Annotated in this window: 10 protein-coding genes; 7 read left to right on the top strand and 3 right to left on the bottom strand. The window is 73.4% G+C overall.

The annotated features are described in order from the left end of the window. The first annotated feature begins 2 nt into the window (after positions 1 to 2). The 7 genes from pstA (at position 3) to ACZ4FH_RS17440 (ending at position 9,969) form a co-directional block, all read left to right on the top strand. Positions 3 to 1,238 carry a phosphate ABC transporter permease PstA gene (gene pstA / locus ACZ4FH_RS17470; protein ID WP_467305550.1) on the top strand — a complete coding sequence of 412 codons (1,236 nt, stop codon included), beginning with the start codon at positions 3 to 5 and terminating at the stop codon, positions 1,236 to 1,238. After that, positions 1,235 to 2,935 (top strand): phosphate ABC transporter substrate-binding protein PstS, encoded by a 1,701-nt coding sequence (gene pstS / locus ACZ4FH_RS17465; RefSeq protein ID WP_467305549.1) that lies wholly within the window; start codon positions 1,235 to 1,237, stop codon positions 2,933 to 2,935. The genes pstA and pstS overlap by 4 nt, the downstream gene beginning before the upstream one ends. Further along, entirely contained in the window at positions 2,932 to 5,466 is a 2,535-nt protein-coding gene (locus ACZ4FH_RS17460; protein ID WP_467305547.1) for a hypothetical protein, read from the top strand. The genes pstS and ACZ4FH_RS17460 overlap by 4 nt, the downstream gene beginning before the upstream one ends. A 215-nt stretch (positions 5,467 to 5,681) precedes the next feature. Next, entirely contained in the window at positions 5,682 to 6,650 is a 969-nt protein-coding gene (locus ACZ4FH_RS17455; protein ID WP_467305546.1) for a hypothetical protein, read from the top strand. A gap of 106 nt (positions 6,651 to 6,756) precedes the next feature. Further along, entirely contained in the window at positions 6,757 to 8,142 is a 1,386-nt protein-coding gene (locus ACZ4FH_RS17450; protein WP_467305545.1) for an Ig-like domain-containing protein, read from the top strand. A gap of 31 nt (positions 8,143 to 8,173) precedes the next feature. Continuing rightward, positions 8,174 to 9,118: a sortase gene (locus ACZ4FH_RS17445; protein ID WP_467305543.1), complete on the top strand. Its 945-nt coding sequence runs from the start codon at positions 8,174 to 8,176 to the stop codon at positions 9,116 to 9,118. 23 nt (positions 9,119 to 9,141) lie between these two features. After that, positions 9,142 to 9,969: a phosphate ABC transporter ATP-binding protein gene (locus ACZ4FH_RS17440; RefSeq protein ID WP_467305541.1), complete on the top strand. Its 828-nt coding sequence runs from the start codon at positions 9,142 to 9,144 to the stop codon at positions 9,967 to 9,969. A 100-nt stretch (positions 9,970 to 10,069) separates the two neighbouring features. On the opposite strand, the gene ACZ4FH_RS17435 is transcribed toward ACZ4FH_RS17440, so the two are convergent. The 3 genes from ACZ4FH_RS17435 to ACZ4FH_RS17425 form a co-directional block, all read right to left on the bottom strand. Then, a complete protein-coding gene (locus tag ACZ4FH_RS17435) occupies positions 10,070 to 11,713 on the bottom strand; it encodes a phospho-sugar mutase (protein WP_467305539.1) in 1,644 nt (547 codons plus the stop codon). 50 nt (positions 11,714 to 11,763) lie between these two features. Beyond that, on the bottom strand, positions 11,764 to 12,588 hold the full coding sequence (locus ACZ4FH_RS17430) for a purine-nucleoside phosphorylase (RefSeq protein ID WP_467305537.1): 825 nt from the start codon (positions 12,586 to 12,588) through the stop codon (positions 11,764 to 11,766). 135 nt (positions 12,589 to 12,723) lie between these two features. Then, positions 12,724 to 13,161 (bottom strand): gamma-glutamylcyclotransferase family protein, encoded by a 438-nt coding sequence (locus ACZ4FH_RS17425; protein ID WP_383650164.1) that lies wholly within the window; start codon positions 13,159 to 13,161, stop codon positions 12,724 to 12,726. Positions 13,162 to 13,240 lie beyond the last annotated feature (79 nt).

The following is a 13,240-nucleotide window of genomic DNA, read 5'->3' as shown; positions in this document are numbered from 1 at the left end:
ATATGACCCTCGCACCCGAGAAGCCCCCCGTCACGGAGGGGCCCGCCGAGGAGCGCACCCGGACCGCGGGGGAGCGGCGCCGCTCCACGCGTCTGCTGCGCGCCACCGACGTCTACGCCCTGCTGGGCGCCGCGGCCGCCGCGCTCTCCGTGACCGCGCTGCTCTTCACCCGGCTGCTGCCGTTCAGCGGCACGGTCGGCTTCCTCGTCATCGCCTATCTGCTCTTCCTCGGCCTGTACGCGCTGCTCGTCTCCCTCGACGAGAACGGCCCCGCCGTACGCGACCGGCTGGCCGCCGTCGTCGTGCAGAGCCTCGGATTTGTCATGGTCGTGGCGCTCGGCTTCGTCATCGTGTTCACGCTGTGGGAGGGCCGCAAGGCGCTGCCGCACCTCAACTTCTTCACCGAGGACATGGCGAAGGCCGGGCCCCTGGACCCGCTGTCGGCCGGCGGCATCCTGCACGCGATCCTCGGCACGCTGGAGCAGATCACCATCGCCCTGGCCCTCACCGTGCCGAGCGGCATGGTCTGCGCGGTCTTCCTCAACGAGGTCCCGGGACGCTTCGCCCGCTTCGTGCGCACGGTCGTCGAGGCGATGACCGCGCTGCCGTCCGTCGTCGCGGGCCTGTTCGTCTACGCGACGGTGATCCTGGCCCTCGGCTTCGACCGGTCCGGGCTCGCCGCCTCCCTCGCGCTCGCCGTGATGATGCTGCCGATCATCATCCGGGCGGCGGACGTGGTGATCCGGCTCGTCCCGGGCACCCTGCGGGAGGCCTCGTACGCGCTCGGCACCTCCCGCTGGCGCACCGTCTGGCACGTGGTGCTGCCCACCGCCCGCTCCGGACTGACCACCTCCGTCATCCTCGGCACCGCGCGCGGCGTCGGCGAGACCTCGCCCGTGCTGCTCACCGCCGGGTTCACCGCCGAGATCAACGGCGACCCGCTCTCCGGACCGCAGGTCTCGCTGCCGCTCGCCACCTTCGAGTTCGTCAAATCGCCCGAACCCACCATGATCGCCCGCGGTTTCGGCACGGCGGCCGTGCTGATGGCGCTGGTGCTCGTGCTGTTCGTCGTCGCGCGCGTCATCGGCGGGCGCGGACCGGGCCAGCTGACCCGGCGCCAGGAGCACCGCCGCGTCCTGACCTCGCGCCGGGACGCCGAGCGCTTCGCGGCCCGCTCCCCGAAGCCCGCGACCGCCTTACGGCCGCGCCCCACCGACACAGGAGTGAGTGACCAGTGAGACCGGCAACCGTCTCCCGACTGACCACGGCGGTGGCGGCACTGGTGTGCGCGCTGCTCGCCCTGCACCAGCCGCCCGCGCGGGCGGCCGGATACACGAAGATCAGCGGCGGCGGCTCCACCTGGAGCTCCAACGCGCTCGACCAGTGGCGCCGCAATGTGTCCGCCAACAGCGGCATGACCGTCAACTACGCGGCGGTCGGCTCCTCGGTGGGCCGTGAGCAGTTCAAGAACGGCACCGCGGACTTCGCCGTCTCCGAGATCCCCTACGGACTCACCGAGGCCGGTATGCGCGACGCCCCGCCGAAGCGGGGGTACGCGTACATGCCGATCGTCGCCGGCGGCACGGCCTTCATGTACAACCTGAAGATCGGCGGGAAGAAGGTCACCAACCTGCGGCTCTCCGGCGAGGTCGTCACCAGGATCTTCACCGGGACGCTGACCATGTGGAACGCCCCCGAGATCAAGGCCGACAATCCGGGGCTCGCACTGCCCGCCCGCCGCATCATCCCCGTCGTGCGCTCCGACGGCTCCGGCACGACCGCCCAGCTGACCACCTGGCTGGCCAAGGAGCACGGCGGGCTCTGGGACGCGTACTGCAAGCGCGCCGGACGCTCCACGCCCTGCGGGATGACCTCGTACTTCCCGGTCGTGCCCGGCTCCTCGACCATCGCCAAATCCGGCTCGCTCGGCGTCTCCGGCTACACCAAGCAGGGCCACGCCGAGGGCGCGATCACCTACGTCGAGTACTCGTACGCGATCAAGACCGGCTTCCCGGTCGCCAAGATGCTCAACGCCTCGGGCTACTACGTCGAACCGACCGCCTCCAGCGTCGCCGTCGCCCTGCTGAAGGCCCGGATCAACGAGGACAGGAACTCCGAGAACTACCTGACCCAGATCCTGGACGGCGTCTACCGCTCCGGCGACCGGCGCGCCTACCCGCTCTCCTCGTACAGCTACATGATCGTGCCCACGGCGGCGGAGGCCCCCTTCACCACCGCCAAGGGCCGCACGCTCGGCACCTTCGCCAACTACTTCCTCTGCGAGGGCCAGCAGCAGGCCGAGGAACTGGGCTACTCGCCACTGCCGAAGAACCTCGTCCAGGCGGGCTTCAACCAGGTGCGCCGCATCCCGGGCGCCCCCGCGTCGAGCGTGGACCTCACCAAGTGCCGCAACCCCACGTTCTCCTCCGACGGCTCCAACACCCTGGCCAGGAACGCCCCCTACCCCAAGGACTGCGACAAGCGCGGCCCGACGCAGTGCGCCGAGGGCACGGCGGGTGCCAGGCAGCAGACCCGGGTCAGCTCCTCCGCGACCGGCGGTGCCTCCGGCGGGGGCACGGGCGGCGGTACGGGGGCCGGCACGGGCGGCTCCGCCGGTACGGGCGGCGGTTCGGGCGGTTCGGCCGGCGCCTCCGCGACCGGCGGGACGACCGGCGGCCCGGCCGCGGCGGGCGGGGCGGCCTCCGGCGCCGTCGACCCCGACACCGGGGAACTCCTCGACGCATCCGGCGGCGGTCAGGGCGGCGACGCCTCCGTCGTCGGCAATCCGGTCACCCTCGCCGCCGCGGACTCGCTCGGGCTGCGCGGTGTGCTGATGGCGCTCTCCGCCGTCCTGCTCCTCGGCGTGGTCGTCGGCCCCCCGGTCACCGCACGGGCCCTGGCCGCCCGCAACCGACGCAAGGAAGGCCTCCGATGAAGCTCGGTGCCTGTGTACGAACCCGCGCCCGGGTCCGAGGGGCCTGGTACCTCCGCCTTGGATTCGAAGGCACCAGGCCCCTCGGCCTGATCCGGACGGGGGTTCGTACACAGCCACCCGGACGCCTCACGGCCGCCATCGCGGCCCTGCTCGCCGCCCTCGTGGTGGCGCTCCTCCCGCTGCCCCCGGTCACCCAGCCGGCGCGCGCCGCCAGCGGCTCCGCGGTGACGGTGACCGGCAGGAAGGGGGAGTTCAACGACTTCTCCGCACTGAAGGTGACGGTGGCGCAGACGAAGGACCTGCGGGCCCAGGGGGTGCGGATCACCTGGACCGGGGGAAGGCCGACACAGACCGGCTTCCGGGGCGACTACCTCCAGCTCATGCAGTGCTGGGGGGACGACCCCGCCGGACCCACCCGTGAGCAGTGCCAGTTCGGCGCGGCGCAGAGTCCGGGCGCCTCCTCCGGCTCCACGAACCTGCGCCAGCTCTCGGTCGCCGACCCCGCCGAGACGCAGTACGTCGACAACGGCACCTTCGAGTCCTACGTACCGTTCCGGTCCGCGGACGGCGGGAAGCCGACCACCGGATCGCGCGACTGGACCTACTTCAGCTCCCTGGACACCAACGAGGAACCGTACGCCGTCACCCACAACGACGGCACCGGTGAGTTCACCTTCGCGCTCCAGACCCGGCAGGAGGCGTCGCACCTCGGCTGCGGCGAGCCGGTGACGAAGAACGGCAAGGTCACCGGGCGGTCCTGCTGGCTGGTGATCGTGCCGCGCGGCGACACGGACGTCGACGGCGTGTCCAGTACGGCGACCGAGCTGCGCTCCTCCCCGCTGAGCGCCTCCAACTGGGCGGCCCGCATGGTCGTTCGGCTGGACTTCCTCCCGGCCGGCGACACCTGCCCGGCCGGCCGGACCGAGCGGCGGGTGATCGGATCGGAACTGGTCACCGACGCCATGAGCTCCTGGCAGCCCGCGGTCTGCTCGGCGAAGGGCGGGGCGAAGTTCGCCTTCACCCAGGGCGGGGAGGCCTACGCCCGGGACACGATCGCCTCACCGCGCTCCGGATCGCCCGGACTGGCCTTCACGGTGGCACCGGCCGAGGGCGGCACGGCGGCCGGAACCCCCGTGCACGCCCCGGTGGCCGCCGGAGGACTCGCCGTCGGATTCTTCGTCGAGATGCCGGACAGCGGACAGCTCGCCGCCATGAAACTCACCCCCCGGCTCCTCGCGAAAATGCTCACCTCCTCCTACCAGAAGGATGTGACCCGGGGCCGGAAGTCCGTTCCCGAACACCTCGCGGGAAATCCGCTCAGTCTTTTCCACGACCCGGAGTTCCAAAAGCTGAACCCCTTGTTCGCGAACTGGAAATCCACCTCGCCCGCGCCGATGAGCCTCATGGTGCAGCTGGAGAGCTCCGACACCTCCGCAATGGTCTGGGACTGGCTCAGATCGGACCGCGAGGCCAGGGAATTCCTGGCCGGCACCCCCGATCCCTGGGGCGCGAGGATCAATCCGTACTTCGGGGAGCTGCGCCTCGCCACCGACGGCACCGTGTCCGACTTCCCCAAGGCGGACCCGACCCGCACCTCGCTGACGATCGGGGACGAGGAACTGGAGTACGGGACCACGGAGGTCGCGCCGTACGTCCAGGACATGCACGAGGGCGCCCTGCGCACCCGGCGCGGCAACAACGGGGCCACGACCACCGCCGCCCTCGGAGGCAACGGCACCCCGGCCAAACTCGTGAACACCCCGCCGCTGGCCGGGCAGCGGATGGTCCTCGCCATCGTCGACCTCGCCTCCGCGGCCCGCTACGGACTCCAGACGGCGGCCCTGCGCAACGCCGACGGCCACTTCGTGACGCCCACCACCGCGTCCGTGCTCGCGGGCGTCGCCGCGATGAGGGACTCGGCCGTGCCGGGCGTCCTCGCCCCGGCGCCCGGCACCGCGAAGGGGACCGCCTACCCGCTCGCCGCCGTCGCCTACGCCGCCGCCTACCCGACCCTCCCGGCGGCCGACCGCAAGGACTACGCCGGGCTCATCCGGTACGCGGCCGGCGCCGGCCAGACCCCGGGCCTGTCGCCCGGCCGGCTCCCCCCGGGCTACGCCCCGCTGCCCGCCGCCCTCCGCGCCCAGGCGCTCGCCGCCGCCGACCGGCTCCAGCACCCGAAGGCCGCGGACGGGGCTCCGGGCACCGGCGGACCGTCGGGGGCCGAAAGCGCCTCGGACTCCGCGGACTCCGGCGGCGGGCCCGGGGGAGCGGGCGGCGGCCCCGGCGGGACCGGCACCGCGGGGGCGGGCGGCGGCGACGCGGACCCGGACGCGGCGGGCGCACCGGCCAAGGCGGGCCCGGCGGACCCCAGGCAGCAGAACGTCGCCGAGTCCGGCGGGATCACCCCCTCCACGGTCCTCGGGATCATCCGCTGGGTCCTGCTCGGCGTCCTGGTCGCGGGCGGCGCGGCGGCCCTTTCCGGACCGGTTCTGCTGCGCCTTTCGGTGCGGAAATCCGTCCGGGCCGGCTGAGTTCCCCAGGAGTCACCCCGTACAGGAATTCTTAACCTGATCAACCGTTGCCGTTGGTGGCCGCCGATATCCGGATACGGAAAGGTAATCGGTGGCCGGCCGACGGGTCGGCGGCACAAGGGAATCGAATTCTGCAGAATTCCGGAACCCGCTTGTACGTCTTGAACGTCCATTCCTTCCATTCCTCATATCCGTAAGCACGGAGGAGAACAGAAGTGAACGTCAAGTCCCGCGCACGCATCGGTGCCGTTGTCGGTGCCGCAGCCCTCGCCCTCGGCGTCCTGGCCGTCCCCGCCTCGGCGGACCCGGCCACCGGTGACTACCGGGTCCTCGCCGGCGTCGGCTCCGACACCACGCAGGACGTCGTGAACGGCCTGGGCACGGCGATCGACAGCGGCACGCTGATCGCCTCCTACGACGCCACCGGGCCGTCGCCGATCAAGACCCGGGCCACCGGCTGCCAGATCGCCCGGCCCAACGGCTCCTCGGCCGGCATCAACGCGCTGCGCAACGCCGTCGACAACAACACCGGATGCCTGGACTTCGCGCGCTCCTCGCGCGGCGTCGCGGACACCTCCTCGACCGACCTGACCTGGATCCCGTTCGGCAAGGACGCGGTCACCTTCGCGGTCCGCTCCGACAGCGCCCTGCCCCAGGCACTCACGACGGCGCAGCTGGTCTCCATCTACACCTGCGACACGACCAGCCTCAACGGCGTGGCGCTCACCCCGCTGCTGCCCCAGTCCGGCTCCGGCACCCGGTCCTTCTTCCTGGCCCAGCTCGGCCTCACCGAGGACACCTTCGGCTCCTGCGTGGACGACACGGTCCAGGAGCACAACGGCGAGGCCCTGGACAGCGCGGGCGACATCGCCCCGTACTCCATCGCCCAGTACATCGCCCAGGGCAACGAGATCGACGGCGTCGTCGACCGGCGCGGCTCCGCCGTGCTCGGCTCGGTCAACGGGGTCGCCCCCCAGCTGACCGACGGCACGCTCAACACCGCCTTCCCCTTCAACCGCGACGTCTACAACGTCGTCCCGACCGCCGAGCTCACCGACCCGGTGATCGCCGCCGCCTTCGTCGGCACCTCGTCCAAGGTCTGCTCGCAGTCCGCCGTGATCAACACGTACGGCTTCGGCACCCTCGCCAACTGCGGCAGCACGACCCTCAAGGGCGAGAGCTGACCACCACCCCGTAAACGCGCGACGGCCGGGCACCCCACGGGTGCCCGGCCCCCCGGCGTATCCGCACCCGCACATCCACCGCATCCCATTGGGGGGACCGATCACCATGAGGCACCTCGCACCACCGAGAACAGCCACCGCCCTGCTGCTGTCCTGCTCGCTCCTGCTCGCCGCCGCCGCGGCCCTCCTCGGGCCCGTGCCGTCCGCCCGCGCCGTGGACACGCTGGGGAAGCTGACCTTCCCGGTCACCTCGGGCAGGATCGCCGACGATCCGACGTTCCCCCGGGTGACGACGGACGGCCCCTGCCCCTCCACCAACGCGCAGCAGGTCTCACTGGTCCTGGCCAAGCCGACCGGCGGCACGGTCACGCTGGGCAGGACGACCGTCGGCGCCCCCTTCGACCAGGGGCCGTTCAGCGCCGACATCCTCGCCGGCAAGTCGCTGGAGACGCTGCTGCGCGCCTGGATCCCGACCGGGTCCCTCGACGGGACGTACGACATCCGCCTGATGTGCCGCACCGCGGCCAACGTGGGCGGTTCGTACTTCGCCGCGAAGGCCCGGGTCACCGGGGACTCCTGGGCCCTGGAGGCCCCCGCCGCCGCTGCGACCACCACCGTCCTGACCACCGCCCCGGCCGCCACCGCGCCCGCCGGTGCCGAGGTCACCCTGACCGCTGCCGTCACGCCCGCCGAGGCGGCCGGCAAGGTCACCTTCCTGGACGGGGCCACCGCACTCGGCACCGTGGACACCGCCTCCGGCACCGCCGCGCTCAGGACGACCGCGCTCGCCCGGGGCGCCCACACCCTCACCGCGTCCTTCGCCCCGGCCGACACCGCCGCGTACGCCGCATCGGTCTCCACCGCCACCGCCTACACCGTCACCGAGGCCGGATCCTCGCCCTCCCCGGACCCGAGCGACACCGGCAGCCCCACGCCGACCGCGTCCGCCGACCTCGACGCCACCGACGCGGACGGCACACCGCTGGACGTCAACCCGACGCTCACCCCGGGGCAGAAGGTCCTCCTCACCGCGCGCGGCTACACCGGGAACGCCAAGGTGAAGGCCGTCCTCGCCGACAGCGGGGCCACCTTCCCCGACGCCACCGCCGACGCCCAGGGGACCGTCACCGCCTACGCGTTCACCGTCCCGGACGACAGTGCGGACGGCACGTACACGCTCAGCCTCACCGAGGACACGGCGGACGGGCACAGCGTCGAGTTCCTGTACGGCGTCGGCGACGCCCCCGGCACCGACCCCGACCCCAGCCCCTCCGCCACCGCCGACGACGGCGGGACCCCGGGCGGGGCCGACGGCGGCGACTCCGGGGCCGCGGACACCGGCGGATCGGCCGGCGGCGGCGAGAGCGCCACCGGGCCGCTCGCCTCCACCGGATCGAGCGCCCTGGCGCTCGGCGCCGCGGCCCTCGCGCTCTGCGGGCTCGGCACGGCGTTCGTGACGCACGCCCGCCGCAAGGGCCTGCTCCGGTTCTGATCCGGCCCGACCCGAACGAAAGGCCCCCGCCGTGACCACCGTGCTGACTCCGCCGCCCCCACCGGCGGCCCCCGCCCCGCCCCCTCCGGACCCGGCCGCGACGGACCCCGGCGCCCCGGCCGCACCGCCCGCCCGCCCCGGCCTCGCCCTGGCCGGAGCGGTGCTGTGCGTGCTCGCCGCCGTCCTCCTCGGCTTCGCCGCCGACCTCACGGTGGTCGGCCACCTCCAGCACGCCCGCGACCAGCAGACCGGCTACGACGAACTGCGCCGGCAACTCGCCCTCGGCACCGCCCCGGTCGGCCAGCGCACCTTCGACGGCAGACTCCTCGCCCCGGGTGCGCCCGTCGCCCTGCTGCGCATCCCCGCACTCGGGCTGCGCGAGGTCGTCGGCGAGGGCACCACCTCCGGCGTCCTGATGTCCGGACCCGGCCACCGCCGGGACACCCCGCTGCCCGGCCAGGCCGGCACCAGCGTCGTCATGGGCCGGCAGTGGGGCTACGGCAGCCCCTTCCACGCCCTCGGCACGCTCCCCGCGGGCGCCGCCGTCGAGGTGACGACGGGTCAGGGCAAGGCCGTGTACCGGACCCTGGGCGTGCGGCGGTCCGGGGACCGGCTCCCGGCCCCCGCCGGGACCCGGGGCCGGCTCACGCTCGTCACCGCCTCCGGCGGCCCGTACACCCCGGCCGGCGTGCTGTACGTCGACGCCGAGCTGACCACCCCCGTACAGCCCAGCCCGCCGCGCTCCGTCCGGCTCGGCTGGACCGGGCCCGCCGAGGAGGCGCTCGGCCGGGAGAACGGCGCCTGGCTCGCGGTCTTCCTCCGGTCGCAGGCGCTGCTGATCGCCGCGCTCCTCGCCGTCTGGCTGCACCGGGTCTGGGGCGTCTGGCAGACCTGGATCTCCGCCGGTCCCGTCCTGGTCGCCCTCGGGCTCGCCGTCTCCGGCGCCGCCACCCGCCTGCTTCCCAACCTGCTCTGAAACGCCAGGAGTTGATGACCCGCATGACCATCGAAACGGTCCGGCCGCACGCCGTTCCCCGCACCGTCACCGCCGCCCCCGCCACCCTGGAGGCCGAGGCGGTCTCGGCGTGGTTCGGGGACCACAAGGTCCTGGACCGCGTCTCGCTCGCCATGCCCGCCCGCGAGGTCACCGCGCTCATCGGCCCGTCCGGCTGCGGCAAGTCGACCTTCCTGCGCATCCTCAACCGGATGCACGAACTGATCGGCTCCGCCTCCCTCGCCGGCCGGGTGCTGCTCGACGGCGACGACATCTACGACCGGGGACGCCGTATCACCCGGGCCCGCCGCGAGATCGGCATGGTCTTCCAGAAGCCCAACCCGTTCCCCGCGATGTCCCTGTACGACAACGTCCTCGCCGGACTGAAGCTCAACGGCATCAAGGCGGCCAGGGGCGGCAAGGACGACCTGGTCGAGGAGTGCCTGACCAAGGCGGGGCTGTGGCGCGAGGTCAAGGACCGGCTCCGCCAGCCCGGCGGGGCGCTTTCCGGGGGGCAGCAGCAACGCCTCTGCATCGCCCGGTCGCTGGCGGTGCGCCCCCGGGTGCTGCTGATGGACGAGCCCTGCTCGGCGCTCGACCCCACCTCCACCCGGCGCATCGAGGAGACCATCGCCGATCTCAGGGAGGAGGTCACCATCGTCATCGTCACGCACAACATGCAGCAGGCGGCGCGCGTCTCCGACCACTGCGCGTTCTTCCTCGCCGAACAGGGCACCCCCGGCGTCGTCGTCGAGCACGGCCCGACCGACGACATGTTCCACCGCCCCCGGGACAGCCGGACCGCCGACTACGTCAACGGCCGCTTCGGGTGAGGGGGCGCGGCACACCGGCCCGCGGGCCGTTCCCGCGCGGGACCGGACACCGGCTTCACGCACCGGACGCGTGCGGGGGCCGGTGTCCCGTCCCCGGGGATCAGATGCCCGCCGCGGCGGCCAGGTCCCGCCGGATGCCCGCCAGCAGCTCCGCACCCCGGGCGCGGGCCTCGGGCAGCCCGTCGGCCGAGGCGACCGGCACCACGACCTCCAGATAGCACTTGAGCTTGGGCTCGGTGCCGCTCGGGCGGACGATCACCCGGGCGCCGTCGAGGCGGTAGCGCAGCCCGTCCGTGGGCGGCAGCTGCTCCGAGCCGCGCGCCAGGTCCTCGGCCGAGACGACGGGCAGGCCCGCCAGCGCGGCCGGCGGGGACTCGCGCAGCCGGCGCATCGCGGAGGCGATGACGGACAGGTCCTCGACGCGCACCGACAGCTGGTCGGTGGCGTGCAGCCCGTGCTCCACGGCCAGATCGTCCAGCAGGCCGAGCAGGGTGCGGCCGCGCTCCTTGAGCACCGAGGCGAGTTCGGCGACGAGCAGGGCCGCCGTGATGCCGTCCTTGTCGCGCACCCCCTCGGGGTCGACGCAGTAGCCCAGCGCCTCCTCGTAGCCGTACCGCAGTCCGTCCACGCGCGCGATCCACTTGAAGCCGGTCAGCGTCTCCTCGTATCCGAGGCCCGCCTTCCCGGCGATCCGGCCGAGCAGGGACGAGGACACGATCGACTCGGCGAACACCCCGGTGACGCCGCGGTCGACCAGATGGGCGGCGAGCAGCGCGCCGACCTCGTCGCCGCGCAGCATCCGCCAGCCGCCCTCCGCCGCCGGGTCCGGGACGGCGACGGCGCAGCGGTCGGCGTCCGGGTCGTTGGCGATGACGAGGTCGGGGTCCGTGCGGCGCGCGGTGGCGAACGCGAGGTCCATCGCGCCGGGCTCCTCCGGGTTGGGGAAGGCCACGGTGGGGAACGCCGGATCGGGCTCGGCCTGCTCGGCCACCAGCACCGGGGCGGGGAAGCCGGCCCGGTCGAAGGCGGCGGTGAGCACCGACGTACCGACACCGTGCATCGCGGTGTACACGACGCGCGCGGTGCGCGGCGAGCCGGCCGCGAGCACCGCGTCGGTCCGTGCCAGATAGGCCTCCAGGACCGATTCGCCCAGGGTCTCCCAGCCGCTGCCGGGCCGGGGCACGGACTCCAGCGGCCCGACCGCGGCGATGGCGGCGGCGATCTCCCCGTCGGCGGGCGGCACGATCTGCGAGCCGTCGCCGAGGTAGACCTTGTAGCCGTTGTCGCGCGGCGGGTTGTGGCTGGCGGTGACCTCGACCCCGGCGACGGCGCCCAGATGCCTTATCGCGTACGCGAGGACGGGCGTCGGCAGCGGGCGGGGGAGCACCGCGGCCCGCAGTCCGGCACCGGTCATCACGGCGGCGGTGTCCCGGGCGAAGTCGGCGGACTTGTAGCGGGCGTCGTAGCCGATGACGACGAGTCCGCCGCCCTGCCCCCGGTCCTTCAGATACGCGGCGAGGCCGGCCGCCGCCCGGATGACGACGGAGCGGTTCATCCGCATCGGCCCGGCGCCGATCTCGCCCCGGAGCCCGGCGGTGCCGAACTGGAGCGTGCCGGAGAAGCGGTCGCCCAGCTCGTCCAGGTCCTCCGCGTCGATGAGCTTCGCCAGCTCCTCGCGGGTCTCGGGGTCCGGGTCCTCGGCGAGCCAGGTCCTGGCCCGCGCGATGAGGTCCTGCGTCGTCACGGTCGTCCGCCTTCCGGGGTGTGGCTGGGGTGGGAGGTGCGCGGGCCGGGTCAGATCCGGTCCAGGACCCGGGCCAGCAGCGAGCCCATCCGGGTCGCCGAGTCGCGGCCCGCCTGGAGGACCTCCTCGTGGTTGAGCGGCTCCCCGCTCAGCCCCGCCGCGAGGTTCGTCACCAGGGAGATGCCCAGCACCTCCGCGCCCGCCTCGCGCGCCGCGATGGCCTCCAGCACCGTGGACATGCCGACCAGGTCGCCGCCCATCACCCGGACCATGCTGATCTCGGCGGGCGTCTCGTAGTGCGGCCCGGGGAACTGGACGTAGACGCCCTCCTCCAGGGTCGCGTCGACCTCCTTGCACAGCGCCCGCAGCCGGGGCGAGTACAGGTCGGTCAGATCGACGAAGTTGGCGCCGATGATCGGCGACGCCGCCGTGAGGTTGATGTGGTCGCTGATCAGGACCGGCTGTCCCGGGCGCATGCCCTCGCGCAGTCCGCCGCAGCCGTTCGTCAGGACGACGGTCCGGCACCCCGCGGCCACCGCGGTCCGCACCCCGTGCGCCACGGCGGCGACGCCCCGGCCCTCGTAGTAGTGCGTACGGCCCAGGAAGACCAGGGCGCGCTTCTCGCCGATCCGGTACGAGCGGATCGTGCCGCCGTGGCCGGCGACGGCGGGGGCGGGGAAGCCCGGCAGCTCGGTCACCGGGAACTCGGCCTCCGGAACGCCGAGCGCCTCCCCGGCCGGTGCCCAGCCCGAGCCCATCACGAGGGCGACGTCGTGGGTCTCGGCGCCGGTCAGCTCGCGCAGGCGGGCGGCGGCGTCGGCGGCGGCGGAGTACGGGTCGCCCTGGATGTGGTCCGGAATAACTGATGCGTTCACGCGGACGAGCGTAACCGCTGATTCCCTACGCGCGTAGATGCTCCTGGACAGAGTCTGGGCGTGTTCGTTCGTGTGTTCCCACAGTCGGGTCCGCGTACGGCCGCGAAACGGCAGTTCAGCGCGGGGGTCCGGGGGTCAGCAGGGGCGCTTGCGCAGCTCCATCACATAATCGTGCGGCGCGCCCGCGGACTCGGCCGCGTCCGCGATCTCGCCGAGGTACCGCGCGGAGGGCAGACCGCCCTCGTAACCGTTCAGCACATAGATCCAGGCCGGCTCCTCGCCGTCCAGGGTGTGCACCCGCACCCGCATCCGCCGGTAGATGTCCAGGCCGACGCCCTCCCAGCGGTCCATGGAGTCCTCGTCCATGGCGGCCAGGTCGTAGAGGGCCACGAAGACCTGCGAGCGCGGCGCCTCGACCACCGTGGCCAGCGCGCCCTCCCAGCCCATCTGCTCGCCGCCGAAGGTCAGCCGCCAGCCGTTCAGCCAGCCGGTGCCGCGCAGCGGGGAGTGCGGGGCGCGGCGCGTCATCAGCCGCGCGTCGAGGTTGCCGGCGTACGCGGCGTAGAGCGACATGGGATCGAGGGTACGGGAGGGGACGGCGGGAGCGTCGATTACCGGAAGGTTGCCCCCGGCCGGGGGAGGCGGATCACCC

The sequence above is a fragment of the Streptomyces sp. NPDC024555 genome (genome assembly GCF_055559335.1).
Note: the sequence above shows the minus strand (reverse complement) of the source record. Positions and strands in the feature narration are given on the sequence as shown.

Coding starts and splice junctions, on each gene's coding strand:
- pstA (WP_467305550.1), top strand. CDS start 3: ATGACCCTCGCACCCGAGAAGCCCCCCGTCACGGAGGGGCCCGCCGAG.
- ACZ4FH_RS17460 (WP_467305547.1), top strand. CDS start 2,932: ATGAAGCTCGGTGCCTGTGTACGAACCCGCGCCCGGGTCCGAGGGGCC.
- ACZ4FH_RS17450 (WP_467305545.1), top strand. CDS start 6,757: ATGAGGCACCTCGCACCACCGAGAACAGCCACCGCCCTGCTGCTGTCC.
- ACZ4FH_RS17440 (WP_467305541.1), top strand. CDS start 9,142: ATGACCATCGAAACGGTCCGGCCGCACGCCGTTCCCCGCACCGTCACC.
- ACZ4FH_RS17425 (WP_383650164.1), bottom strand. CDS start 13,161: ATGTCGCTCTACGCCGCGTACGCCGGCAACCTCGACGCGCGGCTGATG.